The sequence below is a fragment of the Marinobacter alexandrii genome (assembly GCF_005871205.1).
Taxonomy (GTDB): domain Bacteria; phylum Pseudomonadota; class Gammaproteobacteria; order Pseudomonadales; family Oleiphilaceae; genus Marinobacter; species Marinobacter alexandrii.
In genome coordinates this window covers 589,090-614,201 of the sequence record NZ_SWKM01000012.1, presented here as the reverse complement: position 1 = coordinate 614,201, position 25,112 = coordinate 589,090, and the positions used below count along the sequence as shown (strand labels likewise).

The 25,112-nt window shown below is 54.3% G+C and carries 21 protein-coding genes; 12 read left to right on the top strand and 9 right to left on the bottom strand.

The features are described 5' to 3' along the window. The first annotated feature begins 13 nt into the window (after window positions 1–13). The gene (locus FCS96_RS09765; protein WP_138440157.1) at window positions 14–1,264 is read left to right on the top strand and encodes an MFS transporter; all 1,251 of its coding nucleotides are present in this window, start codon (window positions 14–16) and stop codon (window positions 1,262–1,264) included. A 19-nt stretch (window positions 1,265–1,283) separates the two neighbouring features. Here FCS96_RS09765 and FCS96_RS09760 read toward each other — a convergent pair whose 3' ends face one another. Beyond that, the gene (locus tag FCS96_RS09760; protein ID WP_138440156.1) at window positions 1,284–2,183 is read right to left on the bottom strand and encodes a helix-turn-helix transcriptional regulator; all 900 of its coding nucleotides are present in this window, start codon (window positions 2,181–2,183) and stop codon (window positions 1,284–1,286) included. A 94-nt stretch (window positions 2,184–2,277) separates the two neighbouring features. Here FCS96_RS09760 and FCS96_RS09755 point away from each other — a divergent pair, with 94 nt between their 5' ends. Continuing rightward, entirely contained in the window at window positions 2,278–2,685 is a 408-nt protein-coding gene (locus FCS96_RS09755) for a VOC family protein (RefSeq protein ID WP_138440155.1), read from the top strand. Window positions 2,686–2,692: 7 nt separating this feature from the next. Here FCS96_RS09755 and FCS96_RS09750 read toward each other — a convergent pair whose 3' ends face one another. Then, entirely contained in the window at window positions 2,693–3,472 is a 780-nt protein-coding gene (locus tag FCS96_RS09750; protein ID WP_138440154.1) for an SDR family oxidoreductase, read from the bottom strand. Between the two features lie 129 nt (window positions 3,473–3,601). Here FCS96_RS09750 and FCS96_RS09745 point away from each other — a divergent pair, with 129 nt between their 5' ends. After that, window positions 3,602–4,261 carry a TetR/AcrR family transcriptional regulator gene (locus tag FCS96_RS09745; protein WP_171040721.1) on the top strand — a complete coding sequence of 220 codons (660 nt, stop codon included), beginning with the start codon at window positions 3,602–3,604 and terminating at the stop codon, window positions 4,259–4,261. Between the two features lie 18 nt (window positions 4,262–4,279). Here the strand turns inward: FCS96_RS09745 and FCS96_RS09740 are convergent, their stop codons facing one another. From FCS96_RS09740 to FCS96_RS09710, 7 genes are all read right to left on the bottom strand, one after another. Next, complete coding sequence (locus tag FCS96_RS09740; protein WP_138440153.1) at window positions 4,280–5,110, bottom strand: SDR family NAD(P)-dependent oxidoreductase; 831 nt, start codon at window positions 5,108–5,110, stop codon at window positions 4,280–4,282. A gap of 40 nt (window positions 5,111–5,150) precedes the next feature. Continuing rightward, entirely contained in the window at window positions 5,151–5,963 is an 813-nt protein-coding gene (locus FCS96_RS09735; protein ID WP_138440152.1) for an enoyl-CoA hydratase/isomerase family protein, read from the bottom strand. A gap of 1 nt (window position 5,964) precedes the next feature. Next, on the bottom strand, window positions 5,965–6,930 hold the full coding sequence (locus tag FCS96_RS09730) for a VOC family protein (RefSeq protein ID WP_138440151.1): 966 nt from the start codon (window positions 6,928–6,930) through the stop codon (window positions 5,965–5,967). Between the two features lie 63 nt (window positions 6,931–6,993). Next, a complete protein-coding gene (locus FCS96_RS09725) occupies window positions 6,994–9,528 on the bottom strand; it encodes an efflux RND transporter permease subunit (RefSeq protein ID WP_138440150.1) in 2,535 nt (844 codons plus the stop codon). 124 nt (window positions 9,529–9,652) lie between these two features. After that, complete coding sequence (locus FCS96_RS09720; protein WP_138440149.1) at window positions 9,653–10,813, bottom strand: YCF48-related protein; 1,161 nt, start codon at window positions 10,811–10,813, stop codon at window positions 9,653–9,655. 113 nt (window positions 10,814–10,926) lie between these two features. Further along, complete coding sequence (locus FCS96_RS09715; RefSeq protein ID WP_138440148.1) at window positions 10,927–12,309, bottom strand: DUF1329 domain-containing protein; 1,383 nt, start codon at window positions 12,307–12,309, stop codon at window positions 10,927–10,929. 24 nt (window positions 12,310–12,333) lie between these two features. Further along, window positions 12,334–13,995 carry a DUF1302 domain-containing protein gene (locus tag FCS96_RS09710; RefSeq protein ID WP_138440147.1) on the bottom strand — a complete coding sequence of 554 codons (1,662 nt, stop codon included), beginning with the start codon at window positions 13,993–13,995 and terminating at the stop codon, window positions 12,334–12,336. Between the two features lie 417 nt (window positions 13,996–14,412). Between FCS96_RS09710 and FCS96_RS09705 the strand changes: the two genes are divergently transcribed. From FCS96_RS09705 to FCS96_RS09665, 9 genes are all read left to right on the top strand, one after another. Continuing rightward, window positions 14,413–15,255 (top strand): SDR family oxidoreductase, encoded by an 843-nt coding sequence (locus FCS96_RS09705; protein ID WP_138440146.1) that lies wholly within the window; start codon window positions 14,413–14,415, stop codon window positions 15,253–15,255. 366 nt (window positions 15,256–15,621) lie between these two features. After that, complete coding sequence (locus tag FCS96_RS09700; protein ID WP_138440145.1) at window positions 15,622–16,803, top strand: acetyl-CoA C-acetyltransferase; 1,182 nt, start codon at window positions 15,622–15,624, stop codon at window positions 16,801–16,803. A 57-nt stretch (window positions 16,804–16,860) separates the two neighbouring features. Then, entirely contained in the window at window positions 16,861–17,787 is a 927-nt protein-coding gene (locus tag FCS96_RS09695; protein WP_138440144.1) for a quinone oxidoreductase family protein, read from the top strand. A gap of 148 nt (window positions 17,788–17,935) precedes the next feature. After that, window positions 17,936–18,385: a MerR family transcriptional regulator gene (locus tag FCS96_RS09690; protein WP_138440415.1), complete on the top strand. Its 450-nt coding sequence runs from the start codon at window positions 17,936–17,938 to the stop codon at window positions 18,383–18,385. A 25-nt stretch (window positions 18,386–18,410) separates the two neighbouring features. Beyond that, the gene (locus tag FCS96_RS09685) at window positions 18,411–19,577 is read left to right on the top strand and encodes an isovaleryl-CoA dehydrogenase (RefSeq protein ID WP_138440143.1); all 1,167 of its coding nucleotides are present in this window, start codon (window positions 18,411–18,413) and stop codon (window positions 19,575–19,577) included. Window positions 19,578–19,756: 179 nt separating this feature from the next. Beyond that, window positions 19,757–21,364, top strand: a complete 1,608-nt coding sequence (locus FCS96_RS09680; RefSeq protein ID WP_138440142.1) for a carboxyl transferase domain-containing protein — start codon at window positions 19,757–19,759, stop codon at window positions 21,362–21,364. A 14-nt stretch (window positions 21,365–21,378) separates the two neighbouring features. Further along, the gene (locus FCS96_RS09675; RefSeq protein ID WP_138440141.1) at window positions 21,379–22,185 is read left to right on the top strand and encodes an enoyl-CoA hydratase-related protein; all 807 of its coding nucleotides are present in this window, start codon (window positions 21,379–21,381) and stop codon (window positions 22,183–22,185) included. 2 nt (window positions 22,186–22,187) lie between these two features. Next, complete coding sequence (locus FCS96_RS09670) at window positions 22,188–24,185, top strand: acetyl/propionyl/methylcrotonyl-CoA carboxylase subunit alpha (RefSeq protein WP_138440140.1); 1,998 nt, start codon at window positions 22,188–22,190, stop codon at window positions 24,183–24,185. Next, window positions 24,185–25,096, top strand: coding sequence for a hydroxymethylglutaryl-CoA lyase (locus tag FCS96_RS09665; protein ID WP_138440139.1), 912 nt, complete (start codon window positions 24,185–24,187; stop codon window positions 25,094–25,096). The genes FCS96_RS09670 and FCS96_RS09665 overlap by 1 nt, the downstream gene beginning before the upstream one ends. The last annotated feature ends 16 nt before the right edge of the window (window positions 25,097–25,112 follow it).

The following is a 25,112-nucleotide window of genomic DNA, read 5'->3' as shown; positions in this document are numbered from 1 at the left end:
TAGAGCATTGGATATGAAGAGTTTCAATAACAGAGAATTCAGGCTCGGCTGGCAGGTCCTTTTACTCGCGGTCGTTGGCGTTGCCACAAGTTCAAGCTCACTATTACTGTACAGTTTCAGCGCGCTGACCATTCCGCTGGAAAAGAGTATGGGCTGGGGCCGAAGCGAATTACAGGCTGCTGTCACAGCTCTCTCGTTGGGGACCATTATTGCGGCGCAGCTGGCGGGCTGGCTTAACCTGAAATATGGTTTACGCACCGTGACTGTCCTATCGCTGGTTGCCCTTTCCGCCAGCCTGGCACTTCTGACGCAAATTCAGGATTCGATCTGGTGCCTCTATATCGGCTATTTCCTGGTTCCTTTAGCGGGGCTGGGCACCCTTCAGATCACTTGGACGCACCTTGTCAATCTCTGGTTTATCGAGAACCGAGGGCTTGCATTGGCCATTATTCTCAGCGGCTCAGGCCTGGCCGCGGCTTTACTGCCCATACTAGTCACCTGGAGTGTTTCTGTATGGGGCTGGCAGGCAGGGTTTCTTGCCCTGGCTATTCTCCCGGTTACTATAGGACTTCCGCTGACACTTATTTGGCTGAAGACTGACGCCCAGGCAGATAGCCCGAAGAAAGATAAAGCCCGTGAACCGTTACCTGAGGAGGGACTGACGCTCAGTCAGGCCCTAAGGTCATGGCGTTTCTGGGTATGCAATATCTCGATGACAATGATCGTTGCCTGCGTTGTGGGCCTGGTCACAAACATCGTCCCCATGCTTCAGGACAACGGACTGTCTGCTGTCGAAGCCGGGCAAATCTTCAGTACTTTCGGACTTTCACTGATTGGTGGGCGCCTCATCGTGGGATACCTCATTGATCGCCTATGGGCGCCTGGGGTCGCTGCCATCGCTCTGGCGATGCCAGCCTTCGCCTGTCTCATTTTTGCGATGAGCCATGACAGCACAACACTCTATATTATTGCGACCATATTGGCCGGGCTGGGCGCCGGTGCCGAGTTCGACATCTCAGCCTTCCTGATTGCGCGCTACTTTGGGATGAGGGATTACGGGCGGCTCTTCGGCGTTCAGCTGGGGTTGGTTACCGCAGGCGCCGCCGCTGCCCCTCTATTATTCGGCGCACTCTACGATGCGACAAAGGACTATTCCGGTCTCCTGGCGTTCAGCACGTTCTGTTTCGTAATCGGACCTTTAATGCTGTTATCGCTCGGCCGATACCCGGTTTTCCATCGGGAGTACTCCGCCGCAATGAGCTGATCCCTCGCATTGAATACATTCAAACACTGCTACGGAACATCTCGGGGGTAACACCCACCTCCTTGCGAAAAGCAGCCGTGAACGAGGCTGGGTTCTGAAATCCAGTTTGATAGGCAACCTGCTTTATAAGAACGTTCGGATTCAACAATAGCGATTTTGCCTGACGTATACGGGTCTGCGCGGCGTATTGCCGCAACGTACGGCCGGTTGTGTTCTTAAATTGCTGGGACAGTTTTCTGGCCGGAATATTACAGGCTGCGGCCAGGGCAGCAAGCGACCAATCGACCTCAGGCCCTGCCTCAAACATGTCGCGTATATATTTGACCGTCGCTGTGCTCAGTTTGTCGGGAGAATTTGCTTCATAGACTTTCTGACCACCGTATTCATTTTGGAGATCCAGTGCCATTGCCGTCAGAAGACATTCAATCTGGAGTTCGCTGGCAAAACCGGGGGACATGCATTCCCGTGCAAGCCGCTGGAGAACAGACATCAGGTAGGGAGTGTCGAGGTTGAGCATGTTGTCATTCACACAGCCGTTCCAGTTCCACGGCATACCCGTCATCATGGGGCTCAGCGCATCAGGGTTAAACAGACAGATCAGTGCCTTGTGGTCTGTCATCCCATGACTGAACTGGAAGGTGGTATCGCTAGGAATAAAAAGAGCAGGTCCCAGTGGCTTGAAGTCCCCACCCCGATCAAGAAATCTTCCGGTGTTGTTGGAAAAACTCAGAGTCCGATCTGCAGAAGAGAGAATAAGTCGTAGCAAACAATTTTGCTCAGCTTCAATCGTTGCCATACCCGACCGAGACCATTGGGCATTTTCTATGCGGATATCAAAGCAATCACTGGATATCCTGGCTTCGGTAGAAAACTGTCTGGCGCTGTTGGGATCGTGTTCCAGGTAGCGAATGGAATGCATGGACTCCTCCTTCAGTTATTATGGTTTTTGGTACTGAAAGTGAATGCTCTTTAGCATCAGGCAATAATCTAAATAAACTATATCTGGACGCTTTATGATTCTCGGCATGGACCACTTCACCATCGTAACGAACCAGCTTGAGACCACCCGACGCTTCTATGTAGATCTCATAGGATTGCAAGAAGGGCCGCGCCCACCGTTCCCTGTCGATGGGTTGTGGCTCTACGTAAATGGAAAGGCCATTCTGCACGTCATTTCTGTAGATACTATGCCCAACCCACGGCGTGGTGTTCTCGATCATATGGCCTTCTCCGCACAGGGATTTTCCTCCACGCTGGACAAGCTGGACCAGTACGATGTGCGCTATCGTATTATCCGGGCACCGGGCAACGAACGAACCTGGCAAGTCTTTTTCAAGGACCCAAACCACGTCGATGTCGAACTGGATTTCGATCCCTCTGAAACGCCACCAGAGGACTGGAGATCTCGAGGCCGACAGTGATTCAACACTAGATTAGCCCCGAGTAGGCACCACCATCGATTTGAAGATTTTGCCCAGTAATATAGCCGGCCTGACTCGAGCAGAGGAATGTACAGGCTGCAGCAAACTCCTCAGGGGTTCCAAAACGCCTGGCGGGAATGGGCCGGACCATTGCCTCACGGGCTTGTGCCATATCGATACTTTTCGACATCGCGTACTGTTCCGTCATGTAAGTCAGCCGATCTGTTGCAATTCTCTCCGGGAGCACGTTGTTGATCGTTACGTTATGGCGAGCCACTTCCACCGAGAGCGCTTTTGAGAAGGACGTTAACCCGGCTCTGGCAGCCGTCGAAAGCCCGAGCGGCAGCCGTGGCGTTTTCACCATTGCGGATGTAATGTTGACGATCCTGCCGAAGGAACGCTCCTGCATCCCGGTTACAACGGACTGGATCATCATGATTGCAGACAACATGTTTGCATTGACGGCCTGCTGCCAACGCTCCATGTCCCAGTCTTTAATCGAACCGGGCTCCGGCCCACCATTATTGGTAATGAGGATATCAGGCATTGGACAGGCCTTGAGCAGGGCCTCGCGTCCGGACTCCGTATTCAGGTCGGCGACAACGGAGATTGGCTGATTGCCCGTTAATTCGAAAATCTGCCGTGCGGCCTCAGCCAAGGTTTTTTCAGAGCGGCCATTGATAAAAACTTCACAGCCCTCTTGAGCCAACGCTTCAGCACATGCCCGCCCCAGACCACGTGATGACGCACAGACAATGGCTCTACGTCCCGCAATTCCCGTTTCCAAGCCAGCCTCCTAGTTTCATAGAATGGTCACACCGCTTTTAGGCATTCGCTACATTACTCTCTGCATCTAAATGGTTTATTCTGAATTCGTACTGCAGCGCGTAAATTTTAACGAAAAGTAAAAAACGCTATGACGAACGAGACATCGAAAACACTTCCCAATAAAAGAGATACCCTGGATCGCCTCTTGACCTCAGCAAGGGAAAATTTCGCGCTAAAAGGCTTGGACGGCGCACGCATTGAAGATATTGCACGCGAAGCGGGTGTTACCAAACAACTGGTCTATCACTACTATGGATCCAAGGCTTCTCTTTTCTCGACTGTATTGGAAGACGTATCAACCCAAATCATGGAAGAACTCATTGAGTTGGACACAGACAACCTTGAACCAGATGAAGGGCTCCGTAAGTTACTTTACTGCTGCTTCGATCAGTATATGAATGATCCCTTGTTAGGAACCCTGGCACTTGAAGGGATTCGATATCACGAATCACAAGACAGTCGCCCCAACAATTTCATTCATCGTTCTCCGGCTCTCGCAAACAAGTTCTCGTCGGTTCTGGAGCGAGGCATTTCAAACGGAACTTTCAGGCCTGATATCGATGCCCGATTATTTCTTGCGACTTCGTCACTCTTGATGTCAGGCGCATTCACCAACCATTACTCGATGTCAGCTCTGATTGGATTTGATACTCGTTCTGATGAAGGCATGCTTATCTGGCGTGAACATTCAGCCAATTTCATCCTGGCCAGCATCTCACAAAATCATTCCCAGGCTGGTCAGGACTGATCCTGACCATCGCCCGCCTCACATACTTCCGCCCCCGGATTTGGCAAAAAACTCACGCATTGCCACCAGTGAGGGCGTGTGGCTTCCAAACCCTCCGTCAGCGACCACCGTTGTTCCGGTGACAAAAGACGATTCGTCACTGGCGAGAAACGCAACAACATCCGCAATTTGTCGAGGTGTACCCAACTCAGGCGTCAGGTGGTTGTCTCGCAGGATATCCAGCAATTCCGTGGGCATTGAGCTATGAGCGTTTTCAGAGGGTGCAAGTCCGATTTGTACCGCATTACCCCGAATTCCCAATTTTCCATACTGTGCGGCGACGAGCTTGGGCAACATGTTGAGAGCCGCTTTTGAAGACGCATACCCCGTGAGAGAGAGGTCGCCCTGAGCGCCCAATCCTGACGTTGCGAAAATCACAGACCCCCTACCACGCTTCAGCATGACGGGGATTGCGTACTTCGAGCAGAGAACCGCCCCCCGAAGATTAACTGCAATTGCGCGGTCCCAGGCCGCCATATCCAGATTGCAGATATCCCGATCAAGCTTGCGTTGCTCAACGCTGAGCACCGCAGCGTTGTTGTGTAGAATGTCAATTTGACCGAAAGACTCCTCTACGCGTTCAATCATCGCCTTGACGTCGCTTTCGGAAGAAACGTCCGTCTGGATCGCGATAGCCTCATGCCCTGCACGCTTGAGCGCTTCAGCAACACTAAGGGCGGCCTCCTCATTAATATCGACGACGGCCAACCTGGCTCCGTGAGAGGCAAGCACACGGGCACATTCCGCGCCTAGCCCGCCACCTGCGCCGGTTACTATCGCTACTCGATCTGCAAGCTTTTGTGTGGTCATACCATACTCTCTATTTTATTTTTCCCTTGACTAGCGCTGACTACTCGCCCACAAAGTTAGGCTCTCGACGTTCACTGAATGCCAACGCAGCCTCTCTGGCATCATTGGTAGGTGCCAGCAGCGCGAATAAATCCAACTCCAGATCAAGACCGCGCTTCAACTCCAACTCCAGCGACGCTCGCGCGGCTTTTTTGACATACGCGGTCGCCAATGGTGGTTTCACAGCAATTTTTTGCGCCAGATCAGCCACTTCACTAAGAAGACTCTCTGCGGATTCAGAAACGCGGGTCACGAGGCCAATACGCTTTGCCTTGGGCGCATCAAGGCGATCACCGCTCAAAAGCATATCCAGTGCTTGGCCAGGCGCAACAACACGGCATAGGCGCTGGGTTCCGCCGCCCCCGGGAATCAACCCAAGCCCAGTCTCAGGCAAAGCCATCACGGCGTCCGGTGAGGCAAAACGAATATCGCAAGCCAGAGCCAGCTCCATTCCCCCACCCATGCAGTACCCATGGATCGCCACAATAACCGGCTTGGTCGTGGAATCGATGGCTTCAATCCACCGGGTACATTCCATCCGCTTTCTCACCTGAAGGGAGTTCTCCGGACCGCGACGTTCCTTGATATCAGCTCCGGCACATAAGCCACGCTCGCCTTCTCCCCTAATGACAATCACGCGGATATCAGTATCCAGTTCAAATTGTCTGAGAGCTTGGGGCACCCCAGTACGGACATCATCGTTGATGGCGTTGATCTGTTTCGGTCGATTGAGAATCACCCAGCCGACATTACCGTCCCGGCAAATACTGACGGCGTCGTTGATGGCTTCGTTGATCTTCTCCTTCACGCTCATGTCAGCACTCCTCAAACTCGAACAGCTGGCCTCGAAGTTCAGCGGGATCAACTCGGATCAACGCCTTACCACCTACCGCGTCACAGGACTCAATCCAGGTGAACTTGGTTCCACGCGCACTAAGATCTTCTGCCTTTGCCGCCAGGTCGGTTACCGCTATCCGAATGTAATACGGTCCGGGTCCCCAGCTATTGAGATACACACCCGCATCGCTGTTCCAACGTGTTGCCTCAATCACGTCAAGCGTGGCGCTGTTGGGAAGGTTGAAGCCCATACGCGCACGACGATAGCCTTCGCCGCTGATCGTCTCCACGGGCGCGGAAGGTTCCCAGTCAAGATTGGCAGACAGGCGACGCAGCGTTTCATCCAGATCCCGAACCAGATAGCCACGGGCTGAAACCCGGACCATATCACCGGGTTTCGGGTCCCTGGGTTCTTGCGGGGGAACGTCGAAGGTTTCCGGCGGCATCTGTAACGGTTCCATCGGCATGATTTCGATACACAGTCCGCCGTCCACGATAGGGTCGTAGTGTGGTTTTTCGGGGGTGGCACCCAGCCACAGCCGGTCGAATGGCATGTCGGGGGTACGCTGAGCCATTCTGAAAGGCAGTCCACGGCGCATCAGCTTGCTGACGAGTTCGTCGAACTTGTCTCCTTTCAGAGACAATACAATAGAATGCGTCAGCATCGGGCGATGGCGGCCCTGGAAGGTTTTCAGGCTTTCCAGGAACTCATGAAACATAGGGTCGCCGGGGTTTGGGCGATCCAGGTGCCACTGCGGCTCAACTCGGGTTGGTGAAACCGCCAGTGACTTATGAACCCGCAAGAAGTGAGCGATATAAGGATGGTCGTCGAATGCCTGGCGCCAACGTTCGTGTTTATGAATTCCCAATTTGCTTACTAACAGCTCCGTCATACCATCAGGATCCGGAACCATCATGTCGGCGCTCATTAATAGATCAAACATTTCATTTCTCCGTATATATGGGAAGCGTTCCATTGGAATAAGACTCCCCGCCACAACATAAGATCATTCAGCAGCCATTCTTGAGGACATAGTATTGGCTTGCTGAGCAGCTTGAGAGTCACTGCCTTCCCCTCTGGGCAAAGCAGGCGTTTCTGCAGAGCTACTTTCAGGTTTTAACTTTTCTGTATCATTGAGCAAGAAGTGAGACAGGGCAGGAATGAGGATCAAAGCCCCAATCATGTTCCACAGGAACATAAAGGTCAGCAGGATTCCCATATCCGCCTGGAATTTGATTGGAGACCAAGCCCATGTTACGACGCCCGCAGCCATGGTCAGCCCGATCAGAGCCACCACTCGGCCGGTGAAGTCCAAAGATCTTCGATAGGCCACTGTCAGCGATTCGCCTCTTGCTTGCACCGCCACCTGTACACCCAAAAGGTAAAGCGCGTAGTCCACCCCAACCCCAACGCCAACGGCAATCACTGGTAAAGTGGCGACCTTTAGCCCAATACCGAGACCTACCATCAGAGCCTTACAGATAATCGTCGTCATGATGAGTGGGACCATGGCCACTACTGTTGCCCGTATTGCACGGCCAAAGCTGCGGAAGGTCAGTAAACAGAGCAGCGCTGTAGCTCCGTAAACTGCAAAATACATGATGACAATGCCCTTCCGAACTTCAATGTTGGTAGCCGCTTCTATGCCGGCATTCCCTGCTGCCAGCAAGAACTCTACTGGTCGCTCAGCCTCTTGCTTGGTGTTATTTTCCGCGGCAAAGTCTTGGACTTCATTCAGAACACGGGTCAAGGTGTCTGCTTTGTGATCTGTCAGATAGGCGATCAGTGGTGTAACCGAACAATCCTGATTTGTCACTCCCGGGGAGGAAATCATGGCTGCATCAACTGCTGCATTTGTTATTGCTTGATCGCGACTGATCGTAAACCACTTGGTGCTACCCTCGGCCATCCCCGAGGTCATCAAGCGAACGCGTTCTGCGAGCGAATCAGTCGCTTGCACTCCGGAGGTTTGCCGAAGCTGCCAGGCCAATTTATCCATGGCTTTTAGAGGCTCATAAAACCGGCAGCCGTCGGGATCAGTTTTCATGATCACCGCAAACTGATCGCTGGATAACCCATAATTTTCATTGATGTAGGCATTGTCTAGGTTATATCTGGAGTCAGGGCGCAACTCAGGCGCACCTGGATCAAGATCACCAATTTTCAAGTCCATCATAATGACCGAGCTGATGGCGGTAATCAGTACCGACGCGAAAATAGCGCCAATTGCGAACTTGCGATCAGTGAACTTGTCCAGGCCTGCCCATACACGACCCAGCCAAGTGCTGCTCTGCGAATCGGATTGCTCCTTTTCAATAGCAATTCTTGCCGCTTTTTTACTGACACCGATATAGGATAGAGATACTGGTATCAGAATGAGCTTCGTGAAAATCAGCAGAAAAACCCCAATACTGGTAGTGATCGCCAAATCACGAATTACCGGAATGTCGATGATCGCCAGAACTGCAAACCCGACGATATTGGTGAGCAAGGCAGTAAGCCCTGTCAAAAAGAGTCGGCGAAAGGTATACCGTGCAGCGACGTACTTATGCGTACCGCGTCCAATATCCTGGAGCACGCCATTCATCTTCTGAGTGCCGTGGGACAACCCGATAGCGAATATCAGGAATGGAACAAGGATGGAGTAGGGGTCAAGTGCATAGCCCAAGAGCTGCATTAATCCCAAAAGCCAGACGACACCAATCACGGCGATACTAACTAACAAAATAGTACTACGCAGGCATCGGGTATACAGGTAAACGAACAATGCCGCTATCACTACAGACACAGCAAAAAACAGCATTACGGCTTGCAGCCCGTCTATCAGGTCTCCCACCAGCTTGCTAAAGCCTACAATGTGAATGCCAATTTTCTCACTTTCAAAAGATCGGATTTTATCCTCAAGTTCTTGAGAAAACTCCCCGTAATCCAGAGGTTCTCCAGAGTTGGGGTTTCTGTCCAACAGCGGTGCGACAATCATGCTGGAGGACTCATCGCTCGCTACCAGGCTCCCTCTCAAACCAGCACGATCGACATTCCTTTTAAGCGATTGAATGGATGATTCTGTACCGTCGTAATCCGATGGCATAACCGCGCCACCAGTAATTCCGTTTTCCGTAACCTCACGCCAGCGAACTATGGGCATCCAAAGGGAACGCATCCATGACCGATCAATACCAGGAATCAGATACAGCGTGTCGTTTACTTCCTCTAGGGTTTTCAAATACTCGGGGTCGTAAATATCGCCCTGCTTATTGCTAACGACAACCCGAATGGTATTACCAAGACCTGGCAGTTCACTCTTATACTGGAGATAGTTTTGAATGTAGGGATTATTAACGGGAATCATTCTTTCAAAACTGGCATTGACATCCAGTTTCGCCGCAAAGAATCCCATTACAAGGGTCATAAACAAACAACTGAAGAGAACCAATTTTCGATGGCTGAATATCAGGCGTTCGAAAGCTCCTCCAGAGCGCTTGTCAAAATCCTCAAGATTGGGTACGACAGGCATACCAGTGTGTGCTTTCTGATTTACCATTATTCTCTCCAAGGAGCGGAGTTGGGGCGGCCTGAAAAGATCAGACAGTCGGCGCTAGCTGAAGGCCCTACGGATACTAGAACTGATCCGACGCCTAAGTTAATGCCCCCATCAAACGCTTTAGTTACTGAAACTGTTTTGAATTCAAAGTTGTCGTACCGTTGAACAGCGCGGCAACAAGGGTATTTTTTGAACTGACCAACACCATTGAATTAATGGCCCCGTTGAATACGGCATCCACTGGATCGACCTTCAGCGTTTCGTGATTGAGCCTAGTCATCTCTCCCCGCTGACTCACAATTAACGAGTAATTCTCGTCCAAACGAATGGCGTCGATGAGGCCGCCTTTCTGACCATTTTCAATATGATTCCAACTGCCGGCGTGGTCCTTGCTCGCAAAGAGGTTCCCGCGAAGCCCGTAGGCCAAGATAACGTCACCATGAATACTGACGCCAAAGAGGGTTCCTGGGTAAGGAATGTTGACCTCTGCAAACCTTTTCAGCTCCCGATCCAATTTCATCAATAGACCTTGCTCTCCACTGATGTACATCGAACCATCATCAGCTGATGCGATACCGTAGAGGTGCATCCTGCGCTCGTTGTCTGTGCGCTCGATCCATGGCACCCAGCTCTCACCATTGTCATCGGTATAAAGCAACATTCCGAAGGCCCCCAGAACAAAACCCTCGCCGTTTTCGTCAATATGGACATTCAGAAACGGAGTTGGGATTACTTCTGGATTTGCCGAAGTACCCGTAGCGAAGTCAATCTCAGACAGCATATTCTCGCGTTCAAAGTCGTCGAGCGAGGGCGCAGATGAATAGTGATTTTCTAGCAGAGTCTTTAGTTTTTTTCCGTCCAGATTTACTGACCAAGAATTGCCACCGTCTTCCGTTTGCAATAAAACGGAATCGTGACCAACTGCCCAACCGTTCTTGGAATTACTGAACTGGACATCAACCAGGTCAGTGGCGACAGGGCTTGAGATCTGCTGCCAGGTCTTACCGTTATCTTCCGACCTGATTATCAGCCCGCGTAAACCCACCCCGATTAAATCACTTCCTGCCGTCGCAAGCCCGATAACTGGCTGGGTAGAGGGATAGTATTGGTTCGGAGCTTCTTCGAATAAATCACCCGATGCATTCGCATTAGCCGTACCTGAAGTTGACGCAGCGAAAAGCTGCTGAGGATTAACTAGCACCAAGCAGATAAGCCACGCGACACCGCAGTTGCGAAGTGCGGATCTGGCAAAGCTTGTTGGCAAATGGAATCGGCGAGTTTTCATTGTTTTTTGTCCTTGGTAATTCAGATTAGTACTTTGTTTTTCTGAACTTCCTGGAGAAGGGCGACACTTTGTCGAGCAAGCATCCCATCCCTGGGAATACCTGCAGGCCAGTTTTAACGAGCACTCTCTCTGTTCACGATAACTTGCGGACTCAGCTCTCGCTCTGACCGAGGCTCTTCGAGCACGCGATAACCGCCGTTGAGTGCATCATTGATAATGCCGTACATGCCCTTGTTGAAGTCATAAATAGCATGCTTAACGATGTAAGGAATGTCATGATCGTAAAATTGCACGCCACCCAACATCATTGAACGATAAAGCTGACCGCTTTGGTCCCAAGCGTCATACATACCAGCTCCAAACGTATCCTCATCGAGGTAATACGTACGCTTACTGTAGACGTGGCGGTATTGATCTTTAAGGGTCGCTTCAACCACCCAGACTCGATGCAACTCCCAGCGCTCGCACTCAGGGTTCACGTGATGCTTCATGAACTGGTTGTCCTGCTCGCAATCGAAGTAGAACTCGTACGTGTTATAGGGAATGTACATTTCTTTTCGGCCGACAAGCTTGAAATCGAACCGGTCTTGCATGCCCGAGAACATGAACAATTCATCGAACAGCTCTAGACCGCCCATACTTGCAACCGGGGTATCATAAGCAAATTCCGGAGCTCTCTTGATCCGACGCTGACCAGGAGTATAACTCCATGCCCGGCGGGGGCTTTCGGTAGGATCAAGAAAGTCCATAAAACCAGTTAGCTCACCAGCACGGCGCGCAGGCTCTTGTGTAACCGAGTACACTCGGTAAAACATTTGGGGATCGCGACCCTCGACATCTGTCTGATAGAAGGGGCGCTCTACGAAAGTCCGCTGTTCAGAAGCCTTGGTTACGCTCCCGTTTGAATCAACAATCCAACTATTAGAAGCGGATGTTGTAGTTCCATATTTGCCATCGTTGTAGCGAACTTGCTGATTCCACATCAGCTCATTACCCGTTTGAGGAATCGGGAATGGGAGCCCGCCACGACAGGAGGCATCCAGCGCTAAACCGTTCTTGAGAGTTTCACAAGTTGTCGCATTACGAACAGTGGCATCAAGCACGTCTTGCGGATAGGCCGCAGTTCGATGGGTTGGATAAACGTCAATGTAATAGGTATCCGGGTATGTAGTCAGCAACTTAATCTGACCGGCACTGAGTTTAGCCTCATGCTCTTGATAATTGCTTGCGTCGATTCTAAGGCGCGGCTCTTCACCCTTGAATGGATTGATCCAATAGCCATTGTCCGGTTCAAATCCCTCTGGAGCGGTTCTCAACCCACCCTCGTATGACGGAATGGTTCCTTCGTCATTCCCGGCTTTAATGGCCCCAAAAGGAGTCAACGTGTCACCAAGCTTCTCGGCGGCTTCACCAGAAACGGCGGCAGGTAAAGTCGATGCAAAACCCAACATCGATATACCAATAGCAAGAGTGTAAGCAAGCTTTTTGATTTTCATGAAGAATCTCCGTTTTTGTGCTTGTTAAAAGGAGGTTTTATAAGTGAACGACAGCCATCCACGATCTGTTCCACCGACAGCACCATTGCCGTTTACCATCTCGTCACCGAATACGTTCTGGGTATTCTTCTCTTGCGCCGCCGTATCGGCATAGCGAAGGGTGAATTGATGGCTTTGCTGGTAGGTCATTTCAGCACCCACCGACCAGGACAGGGAGCCTTCCGAGCCACCACCTGCAGACGCAGCGTTGCCACTCAAACCATAATTAAGCGTAAGCGGAACTTTCAAATCCCACGATGGAAGTACTGCCAGGTACTCAGGCGTGAAATTAACGGCGACCGCATAGTAATTCCGGGTTGAACAGCCATCGCTTTCATCACCTTCGCCGCCGGTTCGAAGGTCCGTACAGTTATACCCCTCACCCTTGAACAGTTCCTCGTGAGCAGTCACCTTGTCGAGGTGGCTATAGGCCAGCTCTGCTACCAGCACAGAGTTGTCTGCGAGCCAGTTTCTGGGCACGCCGTAAACGGTATTGATAACAGCATGGATGGTGTCGCCACGCGGTCCTTCATCATCAACACTGCTAACGCCCGTGGCGTTCAGGGCTCCATCTTTACGATAGGAAATTTCAGCACCAACAGAGTGTGTACCGACAGTGCCACCCCAGCTCAAGCCAAAGAGCTTGACGTCACGCGGATAGACCAGCCGATATTCGCGGGCAGCCAGGTCCACTTGAGGCGACAGCCAGGCCTGATAATCGTCAAATTCGCGGTAAAACGCACCGACCCGTGACCCGGTACTCTGGAATGTGTACATCGCCATTACACCCCAGTTGGCATCATCACGCCCGAACTTGGATTCTGCGTGATCCAGGTTAAAACCAGGCGCTGCCGGCAAGCGATCCGGCCCTTCGAAGAAAGGGTCAGCCGCGCCAAAGTAGGTACCACCATAGGGAAAACGGGTGTGCTCCCACTCATAGTAATATTGAGCTGCGACCGTAAGGCTGTCTGTTAGCTGAGCTTGCGCTGTCACCTGCCCCACAGGCAGAAAAACTTCTTTTGTTTCTATGCCAGGGCTGGTCACGGCCTTTACAGCATCCAACGGTGCCTGTGAATAGGAAACCGCGTGGGCACCAAACAACAGACCTTCACCCCAGTACTGGGTATGCTGGCCAACCTTTAAGTTGACGGGTGTACCGACGACATCAAAGTTTGCCCATACAAACGCGTCCAGAACTTCTCCAGACGGCCCGTTAACATAACGAGACACTTCAGAGCTGTAACGATCTCCGTAGTAGCTCGTTGAATAGCCAGGCAGATTCGACTCAACAGTCCGATCTTTATATGCATCGTCGTACCAACCCGCGGCACTGACCCGGGCGCCGAAATGCCATTTATAAGACACATCGACTTCCGTCAACCAGTCTAAACGATTGGTGACAACATCGCCTTGTTCAAATTTACCGTCAGATTCGTCGTAGTTCGGGTTGTTCATGATGGCGCTGTCTTGGTCCTCAACGCGAACACCAAGGTTGTAACGCACCGTATTATCCCAGCGCATCCTAATGTCCGGGTTGCCAACATCTATCTCGACAGCTGACACACTACTGGCAGCAACCATAACGGCCACAACTACTGCACTGCGGGGACCCAGGTTAATCTGATCATGTTTTTTTATACTGTTCATATTTTTTCCCTTGTTCTTATTTTCAGAGCTTACGGCTGCTTGGCGGTCTTTGTCTCAGACAGGTGACCTGTCAGCCGACCCAAAAATCTCGGATAGAGAATCCCTCTACCCTCTCCGCCATCCTAGCTGAACTTTCCGCAAATTCCCAATTCAGATCTTTATTCTCTATTGAGATTTATTAAAAATCAAACGATTTGCGAAAGATTTGACAATACTCTTTTATTTCATGGCCTTACAATGAAAATCTCCGGACTCACCCAATAAATTAAACATATTAGAATTCTATGTCCAATTTATGCTTTACTTCCTGAGTAATACCACTTAGGGAGGGCTAACAAGCCTTAAACCAAAACTGGAGCCAAGACAGGCCTGTCCAAGGACAGACTCTACCCAAACCACAATTACGAGGCTGACACTATGAACATCGACCTAAGAGAAAAGCGGGTAATCGTTACCGGTGCATCACGAGGCATCGGCTACGCCATCGCTTCGGCGTTTGCGGAAAACGGAGCCCGCGTCGCCATATGCGCGCGCAACGAAACAGCCATCAAAGAAGCTGGTGCAACTATGGAAGCACCCTCTGCCAACATCATTGCCCGATCCGTCGATGTCACAGATACGAGAGCCGTAAAGGCTTTTGTCAACGAAGTTGCCGAAGCATGGGGTGGTGTCGACGTTCTGGTCAACAACGCTGGCCAGGGAAAGGGAGGCTCCCTCGATACCCTTAGCCCTGAAGACATTCTTGAACAAGCCAATGTTCTACAGATGGGTCACTTTCGATTTGTTCAGGCAGTCGTCCCACACATGAGAGCGCAGCGCTGGGGACGTATCATCGAAATCAACGCTCTGGCTGGCACGATTCCCACACCTGCCGGCATACCCTCGGTCATTAACCGCGCTTCCTGCGTCGCTCTGTCGAAGTCTTTAGGCATGTCTCTGCCCAAGGACAACATACTCGTTAATTCCTTAAACATGGGATGGATCGACACAGGACAATGGGAGCGCCACTTCCAGGAGATGGGTCCCGGCGTTACCCGGGAGGAGTTCGACGAGATGGTTTTGAAAGTCGTTCCTTTGGGACGCTATGGTAAACCAGAAGATGTGGCTGGCATGGCGCTTTTTCTGTCCAGCGACTATGCAAGCTTTATCAGCGGCGCGTCTATTGACATTGCGGGCGGCATGGGCGGACAGATTGCTTACTTCCCCACCCTCAAGAGCGACTTTGCCAAGTCCATTCAGGCTAAACGCGAAAAAACATAGAAACTAGCTGACCGAGTCCCTCTCATTACCCGAAGAATTTACGTTAAAACAGGGGCGAAACACCGCCCCTGCCATATACGCCCTGCCGTTTAATTCCGACCAAGCATCAAGCATGCAACTCCCAGACGTTATTTCCATCGAACCCACAGCCCATTCATTCTATGTACAAAACTAAAGTCTGTATGTAGAATTACGAGAATTGATTGGTCATCATTAGATCAATACTGATTTTCTGCCCCAATTGGACCTGGCTTGGCGAGCGAACTATCTGAATTTGCCCCAACCCCTTGGGCAGAGATGCTCCTACCGGGGCATTTGCGTGGCTACCCCCCATGGTAGTCACGCCTTTTTATTTGGAGAGAAACTATGCAAGACGTAGTGATTGTGGCGGCCACCCGCACTGCCATCGGAAGTTTTCAAGGTTCCCTTTCAAGCGTGCCCGCCTCTGAACTCGGGGCCACTGTCATACGTGCGCTACTGAAATCTACAAACCTTGACCCTGCACAAGTGGACAACGTCATTATGGGGCAGGTTCTTACCGCAGGCTGCGGCCAAAACCCGGCGCGTCAATCCGCTATCAGCGCGGGACTTCCCCTAAACACACCGGCGATGACGCTGAACAAACTTTGTGGGTCCGGCCTTGAAACCGTGAACCTCGCTGCGCAGGCAATTCGCTGCGACGAAGCTGATGTCGTCATTGCGGGCGGAATGGAGAGCATGAGCTTATCCCCGTATATCCTGCCAAAAGCGCGGACGGGATTGCGCATGGGGCACTCCCAGTTTGAAGACAGCATGCTGACAGATGGCTTGATGGATGCCTTTAACCATTACCACATGGGTGTTACTGCGGAAAACCTCGCTGAAAAGTATCAATTAAAGCGGGAGGAACAAGATTCGTTTGCCAGGCTCTCCCATGTGAAAGCGAGCGAAGCTGTTTCTTCTGGTCGTTTCAAAAAAGAAATCACGCCCGTTGAAGTCCCACAGCGCAAGTCCGCCCCGCTCCTGTTCGATACCGACGAACAACCTCGCGGCGATACCTCTGAAGGCAGCCTTTCGAAACTGCGGCCAGTGTTTGCGAAAGATGGCAGCGTAACCGCCGGAAATGCTTCAACGTTGAACGATGGCGCCGCTGCCGTACTTTTGATGTCCGCCGAAAAGGCCCGTGAACTGGGGTTACCGGTTTTGGCGCAAATCAAGAGCTATGGCAGTGCGGCAGTGGATCCAGCGATCATGGGCATTGGCCCGGTACCCGCCAGTAAAAAATGTCTCGCCAAGGCGAACTGGTCGATCGAGGACTTAGACCTCATTGAAGCGAACGAAGCATTTGCCGCTCAATGCCTCTCCGTCGGAAAAGAACTTGCATGGGACACCGACAAAGTGAACGTAAACGGCGGAGCAATCGCCCTTGGCCATCCGATCGGCGCTTCGGGCTGCCGCATTCTCGTCACCTTGCTCCATGAAATGGTTCGCCGCGACTCGAAAAAAGGCTTGGCAACTCTCTGTATTGGGGGAGGACAAGGCGTCGCAATGGCGCTAGAACGGCCTTAGGCGAGCGTGCAGTAACTACCAGAAATTTGTCATAAAAAAGACAAAAAGGAGACCAAAATGAAAGCAGCAGTCATTAAAGAACGCGGCGCCATTCCGGTTATCGAGGATTTCCCAGTGCCAGACGCACAGGAAGGCGCCGTTCTAATCGATGTGGATACTGCAGGCTTGGGCGGTTGGGACGTACTGGGCGCCTACCGGATGGGTGTAGAGTACCCCTGCGTTATTCGAGGTGAAGGTGTCGGCAAAACCTCTGATGGAAAGAGGGTTTATTTCGGTGAACGCTCAGTGCCTCCCTTTGGCGCCTGGGCAGAGCGGACTCTCGTCCCTAAAGAAGAAGTATGGGAAGTTCCAGATCATATCGACGACCGTACGGCGATTACTATGGGTATTGCTGCCACAGGTGCCCTTATTCCGCTTGAAGAAGCGAACATCCAACCCGGTGAAACAGTTCTGATTCTCGGTGCCACGGGAACTCTGGGGCAAATTGCCCTGCAACTTGCAAAGTATCTGGGCGCCGGAAAAGTCATTGCGGCCGCACGACATGAAGAGTCCCTTGATCGCCTGAAAGAGCGTGGCATCGCTGACGATACTGTGCGCCTTAAAGGCGACGAAAGTGATGTGGAAGCGCTTAAAGAAGCAGGCGGCGACGGAATTGATGTGGTGCTTGATCTCGTCTGCGGACAACCGATGCTCAACGCTCTGAAGGCCACGCGCTGGGGAGCACGCATCATGACCATTGGCACCGGTGCCGGCCGCCAGATCAATCTCGATATGGGGCTTTTGTTGTTCCGGTCACTGTCGGTTGTCGGAACTGGGCAACGGGCACCGGATGATAGACGGAGAATTTGGGAACGCTTGTTAAAAATTGCCGTTGAGCAAAACATTTCTGTGGATTATGCAGAGTTCGAGTTTGACCAAGCATCCAAAGCATGGTCTACCCAGGTTGATGGCCCTCACGCCAAAATTTACTCAAAGATAAAGTAAGCCAAACCCCGACAACATCAGCAGGAAAGGCACCCATTGAAAGAGCTGTGCTTTCCTGCTGATGGACTGTCCTAGTGATCGAGCTTTCGGGTGAAAGATTATGGGAATGAAAACTGAACGTTTGCCAGTCCCCCATAAGGATCAGCCAATGTCACAGCAGCATATTTGTAGCATCGGCGAATTAGCCAATGAATTTGATATTACCACCAGAAGTGTCCGCTTCTATGAGGATCAGGGATTACTCATTCCGTATCGGCGAGGAAACATTCGTATTTTCGATGATAAGTGCAGAGCCCGGTTGAAGCTCATTTTGCGCAACAAACGGATGGGCTTCTCGCTTTCGGAGATCAAAGACCTTTTTGACCGGTGGGACGCAGCAATCCCCGGCGGCAACGAAAAACAGCTCCTGTTGATGCTGGACACCCTGGCCCGCAAACGGGCGCAACTGGAGCAACAGAAAAACGACATTGCCCAGGCAGAAATGGAAATGGACACCGCAGAAGCACGATGCCGCGAGGCGCTTGCTGACCTGCAAAAGCGAAAGCGTAAACAGACAAAGGCCACCACCAAAGAGCCTGAGTCCACCGAGCAGAAATAACAGGAAGATCAAAAGGTAGCCAACCATGAAATCACAATACTCAGAGTTCAACTTCGGCCTCGGCGAGACCCTGGACATGCTGCGCGAGCAGATCAACGGCTTCGCAGCCTCCGAAATTGCGCCCCGCGCCGAAGAAATCGACCGCAAGAACGAGTTTCCCATGGACCTCTGGCGCAAAATGGGCGACATGGGCCTGCTGGGCATTACCGTTTCAGAGGAATACGGTGGTTCTGACATGGGTTACCTGGCGCACGTTATCGCTATGGAAGAAATCAGCCGGGCTTCCGCCTCTGTTGGCCTGTCCTACGGTGCCCACTCCAACCTGTGCGTGAACCAGATTCATCGCAACGGGACCGAAGAACAGAAGAAGAAATATTTGCCCAAGCTGGTTAGCGGCGAACACGTAGGTGCGCTGGCCATGTCCGAGCCTAACGCCGGCTCCGATGTTATCTCCATGAAACTCTCTGCCCGGGACGAAGGCGACCACTTCGTGCTGAACGGCAACAAGATGTGGATCACCAACGGCCCCGACGCCAACGTCTACGTGATCTACGCCAAAACCGACCCATCCGCTGGCCCCCGTGGCATCACCGCCTTTATTGTGGAACGCGACACCCCGGGATTCAGCCAGGCCCAGAAGCTCGACAAACTCGGCATGCGCGGCTCCAACACCTGTGAGCTGGTGTTCGAAGACGCCAAAGTGCCCAAGGAAAACGTCATGGGCGGCGAAGGCAACGGCGCCAAAGTCCTGATGAGCGGCCTCGACTACGAACGCCTCGTCCTCTCCGGCGGCCCGCTGGGCATCATGCAAGCCGCCATGGACGCGGTCGTACCCTACATCCGCGAGCGCAAACAGTTCGGCCAGGCCATCGGTGAATTCGAACTGGTCCAGGGCAAAGTGGCTGACATGTACACCTGGATGAACACCGCCAAGTCCTACGTCTACATGGTCGCCATGTCCGCCGACCGCGGCAACACCACCCGCAAAGACGCCGCCGGCGCCATCCTCTACTCCGCCGAAATGGCCACCAAACTGGCCCTCGACGCCATCCAGCTTCTGGGCGGCAACGGCTACATCAACGAGTACCCGACAGGCCGTTTGCTGCGGGACGCCAAGCTCTATGAAATCGGCGCTGGCACGTCCGAAATCCGCCGGATGCTGATCGGGCGTGAGCTGTACCTGAACAATTAAAGGCAGTGGCATCGCAAGGCCAGCACCCAAGAACGACGAGGGTCTGGTGGCATGGCGCTCCGGGACCGTAAAAAACAGGGATGTTTTTTACGAGCCTACAGGGACGTATTCACGGCGTGTCCCGGATCGCCATGCCACCAGACCCGACGCACGGACTCAGACACACGGACTAAAATGCTATGACGGTACTCCAAAGCAAAGTTAACCCAAGGTCCGAAGAATTCCAGGCCAACCAGGAATCCATGGCCAAGGCCGTGGCCGACCTGCGGGACAAAGTGACCACCATCCAGCAAGGCGGCGGCCCTTCCTACCAGGAACGCCACATCGCCCGCGGCAAACTGCTCCCCCGCGAGCGCATCAACCGCCTCTTGGACGACGGCTCTCCTTTTCTTGAGGTAGGCCAATTCGCCGCCTACAACGTCTACGACGAAGAAGTCCCCGCCGCAGGCGTCGTCGCCGGCGTCGGCCGCGTTTCCGGCACCGAATGCATGATCATCGCCAACGACGCCACCGTGAAAGGCGGCAGCTACTACCCGTTGACGGTCAAGAAACACCTGCGCGCCCAGGAAATCGCCCTGCAGAACCGCCTGCCCTGCATCTACCTGGTCGACTCCGGCGGCGCCAACCTGCCCCGGCAGGACGACGTCTTCCCGGACCGCGACCACTTCGGCCGCATCTTCTACAACCAGGCCCGCATGTCCGCCGACGACATTCCCCAGATCGCCGTCGTCATGGGCCTGTGCACCGCCGGCGGTGCCTACGTACCCGCCATGGCCGACGAATCCATCATCGTGCGCAACCAGGGCACCATCTTCCTGGCCGGCCCGCCGCTGGTAAAAGCCGCCACCGGTGAAGTCGTCAGCGCCGAAGACCTGGGTGGCGCCGACGTGCACTGCAAAGTCTCCGGTGTGGCCGATCATTACGCCGAGAACGACGCCCACGCCCTGGAAATCGCCCGGCGCTGCATCTCCAACCTCAACCGCCGCAAACCGGCTGACGTGGAGATTCGCAAACCCAAGGCACCGCTGTACAACGCCGAAGAAATCTACGGCATTGTCGGCACCGACCTGCGTAAACAGTTCGACGTGCGCGACGTCATTGCACGCATCGTCGACGGCTCCGAATTTGACGAATTCAAACGCTACTACGGCCAGACCCTGGTGACCGGTTTTGCCCATATCCACGGCTACCCGGTGGGCATCATCGCCAACAACGGCATCCTGTTCAGCGAATCCGCCCAGAAAGGCGCGCACTTTATTGAGCTGTGCTGCCAGCGCAACATCCCGTTGCTGTTCCTGCAGAACATCACCGGCTTCATGGTGGGCCAGAAGCACGAATCCGAAGGCATCGCCAAACACGGCGCCAAGATGGTCATGGCCGTGGCCTGCGCCGAGGTGCCCAAGATCACCGTATTGATCGGCGGCAGCTTTGGCGCCGGCAACTACGGCATGTGCGGCCGCGCCTACAGCCCCGACTTCCTGTGGATGTGGCCCAACGCCCGCATCTCCGTGATGGGCGGCGAACAGGCCGCTGGCGTGCTCGCCACCGTCAAGCGCGAAGGCATGGAGCGCAAAGGCCAGGAGTGGAGTGCCGATGAAGAGGCCGAGTTCAAGAAGCCCATCGTCGACTCCTACGAACATCAGGGCCACCCCTACTACGCCAGCGCGCGGCTGTGGGACGACGGCGTGATCGACCCGGCCCAGACCCGGGAAGTGGTTGCCCTCAGCCTGTCCGCCACCCTTAACCGCCCGGCCAAACCAACACGCTTCGGCGTGTTCCGGATGTAATCGGGGAGACTGACATGACAGACAACGAATCCGCAGTCCTGCTCAGACACCGGTCCGACGGCATTGCCGAGGTGGTTCTCAACCGCCCGGACAAGCGCAACGCCTTCGACGACGTGATCATCCAGCAGCTGATTACCGCGCTTGAGAACGTCGACGCTGACGACAACACCAAGATTGTCATCCTACGCTCCGAAGGCAAACACTTCTCCGCCGGGGCGGACCTGGGCTGGATGCGCCGCATGGCGGACAACAGCCGCCAGGAAAACCTGGACGACTCGCGGGAACTGGCGCGGCTGATGAACGTGCTCAACCACCTGTCCAAGCCGGTGATCGGCCTGGTACAGGGCGCTGCTTTCGGCGGCGCGGTGGGCCTTGCCGCCTGCTGCGACATCGTAATCGCCACCGAGAAATCCAGCTTCTGCCTCAGCGAAGTGAAGCTCGGCCTGATTCCGGCCGTGATCAGCCCCTACGTGGTGCGCGCCATCGGCGAGCGCCAGGCCCGGCGGTACTTCATCTCCGCCGAAGTATTCACCGCCAAGCAGGCTCAGGAATACGGCCTCGTGCACATCGTCTGTGACGATGTAGATGCCATGGAAGCCCGCTGCAACGAGATGCTCCAGCAACTGGCCATGAACGGGCCCGAGGCCATGAAAGCCGCCAAGGACCTGGTATTCGCCGTCAGCCACAAGCCCATCAACGACGACGTGATTGACGACACCGCACACCGCATCGCGGATATCCGGGTGGGTGAAGAAGGGCAGGAAGGGCTCAGCGCCTTCCTGAACAAGCGCAAGGCCAACTGGGTTCCGGAGGAAGAATAACAATGTTCAGCAAGATACTGATCGCCAACCGGGGCGAAATCGCCTGCCGGATCATACAAACCGCCCACCGCATGGGCATTCGCGTTGTCGCCGTCTATTCCGAGGCCGACGCCAATGCACGGCACGTGGCCATGGCTGACGAAGCCTTCCACATCGGCCCTGCACCCAGCTCCGAGAGCTACCTGCGGGCCGAAAAGATCATCGAGATTGCCAAAAAGAGCGGTGCCCAGGCCATCCACCCGGGTTACGGTTTCCTTTCGGAAAACACCGGGTTCGCCGAATCCTGTGAAGCCAACAACATTGTCTTCATCGGCCCACCCTCCTCGGCCATCGCTGCCATGGGCTCCAAGTCCGCGGCCAAGGCCATCATGGAAAAGGCTGGCGTGCCGCTGGTGCCCGGTTACCACGGCGACGACCAGTCGGTTGAAACCTTGCGGGCCGAAGCCGAGAAATGCGGCTTCCCCTTGCTGCTCAAGGCTGTTGCCGGCGGCGGTGGCAAAGGCATGCGCGTCGTGAACAACATGGGCGAGTTTGACGATGCTCTGGCTGCGGCCAAGCGCGAAGCCCAGAACGCGTTCGGCAACCCGGACATGCTGATCGAACGTTACCTGACCCAGCCCCGGCACGTGGAGATTCAGGTCTTCTGCGACCAGGAAGGCAAGGGCGTGTACCTGGCCGAGCGTGATTGCTCCGTGCAGCGCCGCCATCAGAAAGTCCTGGAAGAAGCCCCGGCCCCGGGCCTGAGCGAAGAAACCCGCAAGACCATGGGTGAGGCGGCCGTGCGCGCCGCCCAGGCCATTAACTACGTGGGTGCCGGCACCGTTGAATTCCTGTACGACGTCGACGGCTCCTTCTTCTTCATGGAGATGAACACCCGCCTTCAGGTCGAGCATCCGGTTACCGAAATGGTCACCGGCCAGGATCTGGTGGAATGGCAGCTGAAAGTGGCCTGGGGTGATGCCCTGCCGCTGGAACAGTCTCAGGTGAAAACCCGGGGCCACGCTCTGGAAGCGCGGATCTACGCCGAAGACCCGGACCAGGACTTCCTGCCGGCCACCGGTAACCTGCGCTACCTGAGCACTCCGGATGAAAGCGCCCATGTGCGCGTCGACACCGGCGTGACCGAGGGCGACGACATCAGCATCCACTACGACCCCATGATCGCCAAACTGATCGTGTGGGACGAAACCCGCGACCAGGCCATCAACCGTATGGTTCAGGCCCTGGAGCACTACCGCATTGCAGGCGTGAAGACCAACATCCGGTTCCTGCACGCCCTGGCGGACGCCCAACCTTTCCGGGAAGCGGAACTGACCACCGGCTTCATTGAGGATCACCGGGAACTGCTGTTCCCGAAATCCAAGCTGGATACCCACAAGGCCCTGGTACTGGCCGCCGGTTTTGTTCTGGAACAGCGCAAATCCCGGGAAGTGGTCAGCACCGACCCCTGGTCGCCGTTCGGCCGCCAGAACAGCTGGCGCATGAACTCCGAGTTCGCCCAGCCACTGCAGCTGCAGGTGGGTGAAGAGATTCACGACCTGAAGGTGCTGGAACGCGACGACCGCTATCAGGTGTTCGTGGGCGACAGCGTATACAACCTTACTGCCCGACTGGACGATGACTACCTGCAGGCCGTCATCAACGGCCACCGCATCAGCATCCACGGCAACCTGCACAACGACCAGCTGGTGCTGTTCTACGAAGGCGACACCTTCAACTGCACCGTGTACAAGGAAAGCTACGGCTTCGAGGAAATGGCCGGCGAAGGCAGCCTGGCCGCACCCATGAACGGCGCCATCGTGGCCGTGCAGGCCAAGGTGGGCGACAAGGTCACCGCCGGCCAGAGCCTGGTGATCATGGAAGCCATGAAGATGGAACACGCTATCAAGGCCCCGGCCGACGGCGTGGTTACCGAAATCTTCTTCGCAGAAGGCGACCAGGTGTCCGAAGGTGCCGAACTGATTGCCATTGAAGTGAACGAAGAAGAGGAGGCAGGCTGATGGCCTTTCCCAAACAGGTTCGCCTGGTTGAGATGAGCCCCCGGGACGGACTCCAGAACGAGCCCGGCCCGGTGATTGCCACCGCCATCAAAACCGGGCTGATCGACCGCCTGGCAGACAGCGGCCTGAGCCACATCGAGGCCGCCAGCTTCGTGTCCCCGAAATGGGTGCCACAGATGGGCGATGCCGCCGAAGTAATGGCCAGCATCAACCGCAAGGCCGGCGTTCGCTACTCTGCCCTGACCCCGAACCTGAAAGGGTTCGAAGGCGCACTGGCGGCGAAGGCCGACGAGGTCGCCGTCTTCGGCGCCGCGTCCGAATCCTTCACCAAAAAGAACATCAACTGCACCATCGCCGAAAGCCTTGAGCGCTTCGCCCCGGTGGTGGAAGAAGCCCGCAAACACGGCATCCCCGTGCGCGGTTACGTTTCCACCGTGATGGGTTGCCCGTACGAAGGCGACATTGCACCCGAGCAGGTGGCCACCGTGGCCAAAGCCCTTTACGACATGGGCTGCCACGAAATCTCCCTGGGCGACACCATCGGCGTCGGCACGCCGCTGAAAGCCAAACGCATGCTCGAAGCCGTCGCCGCCCACGTGCCCATGGAAAAGCTGGCCGCCCATTTCCACGACACCTATGGCCAGGCACTGGCCAACCTTTATGCCGTACTGGAAGAAGGCGTCAGCGTTATCGATGCCTCCGTTGCCGGCCTCGGCGGCTGCCCCTACGCCAAAGGCGCCTCGGGCAACGTCGCCACCGAAGACGTGCTATATCTGCTTAACGGTTTGGGCATAGAAACCGGTGTTGATCTGGAAAAACTGGTCGCGACCGGCGACTGGATCTGCAATCAGCTAAACCGTCACAACGGTTCGAAAGTCGGTCAGACAACAGACTGTCAAGCCGGCTCATGAAAATAGGATTTGACTC

Excerpts from the sequence above, each read along its gene's own strand:
- FCS96_RS09745 (WP_171040721.1), top strand. The coding sequence starts at position 3,602 with ATGACGAACGAGACATCGAAAACACTTCCCAATAAAAGAGATACCCTG.
- FCS96_RS09665 (WP_138440139.1), top strand. The coding sequence starts at position 24,185 with ATGGCCTTTCCCAAACAGGTTCGCCTGGTTGAGATGAGCCCCCGGGAC.
- FCS96_RS09705 (WP_138440146.1), top strand. The coding sequence starts at position 14,413 with ATGAACATCGACCTAAGAGAAAAGCGGGTAATCGTTACCGGTGCATCA.
- FCS96_RS09760 (WP_138440156.1), bottom strand. The coding sequence starts at position 2,183 with ATGCATTCCATTCGCTACCTGGAACACGATCCCAACAGCGCCAGACAG.
- FCS96_RS09755 (WP_138440155.1), top strand. The coding sequence starts at position 2,278 with ATGATTCTCGGCATGGACCACTTCACCATCGTAACGAACCAGCTTGAG.
- FCS96_RS09725 (WP_138440150.1), bottom strand. The coding sequence starts at position 9,528 with ATGGTAAATCAGAAAGCACACACTGGTATGCCTGTCGTACCCAATCTT.
- FCS96_RS09765 (WP_138440157.1), top strand. The coding sequence starts at position 14 with ATGAAGAGTTTCAATAACAGAGAATTCAGGCTCGGCTGGCAGGTCCTT.
- FCS96_RS09735 (WP_138440152.1), bottom strand. The coding sequence starts at position 5,963 with ATGAGCGTGAAGGAGAAGATCAACGAAGCCATCAACGACGCCGTCAGT.
- FCS96_RS09730 (WP_138440151.1), bottom strand. The coding sequence starts at position 6,930 with ATGTTTGATCTATTAATGAGCGCCGACATGATGGTTCCGGATCCTGAT.
- FCS96_RS09700 (WP_138440145.1), top strand. The coding sequence starts at position 15,622 with ATGCAAGACGTAGTGATTGTGGCGGCCACCCGCACTGCCATCGGAAGT.
- FCS96_RS09680 (WP_138440142.1), top strand. The coding sequence starts at position 19,757 with ATGACGGTACTCCAAAGCAAAGTTAACCCAAGGTCCGAAGAATTCCAG.
- FCS96_RS09690 (WP_138440415.1), top strand. The coding sequence starts at position 17,936 with ATGTCACAGCAGCATATTTGTAGCATCGGCGAATTAGCCAATGAATTT.
- FCS96_RS09695 (WP_138440144.1), top strand. The coding sequence starts at position 16,861 with ATGAAAGCAGCAGTCATTAAAGAACGCGGCGCCATTCCGGTTATCGAG.
- FCS96_RS09670 (WP_138440140.1), top strand. The coding sequence starts at position 22,188 with ATGTTCAGCAAGATACTGATCGCCAACCGGGGCGAAATCGCCTGCCGG.
- FCS96_RS09720 (WP_138440149.1), bottom strand. The coding sequence starts at position 10,813 with ATGAAAACTCGCCGATTCCATTTGCCAACAAGCTTTGCCAGATCCGCA.
- FCS96_RS09740 (WP_138440153.1), bottom strand. The coding sequence starts at position 5,110 with ATGACCACACAAAAGCTTGCAGATCGAGTAGCGATAGTAACCGGCGCA.
- FCS96_RS09675 (WP_138440141.1), top strand. The coding sequence starts at position 21,379 with ATGACAGACAACGAATCCGCAGTCCTGCTCAGACACCGGTCCGACGGC.
- FCS96_RS09710 (WP_138440147.1), bottom strand. The coding sequence starts at position 13,995 with ATGAACAGTATAAAAAAACATGATCAGATTAACCTGGGTCCCCGCAGT.
- FCS96_RS09685 (WP_138440143.1), top strand. The coding sequence starts at position 18,411 with ATGAAATCACAATACTCAGAGTTCAACTTCGGCCTCGGCGAGACCCTG.
- FCS96_RS09715 (WP_138440148.1), bottom strand. The coding sequence starts at position 12,309 with ATGAAAATCAAAAAGCTTGCTTACACTCTTGCTATTGGTATATCGATG.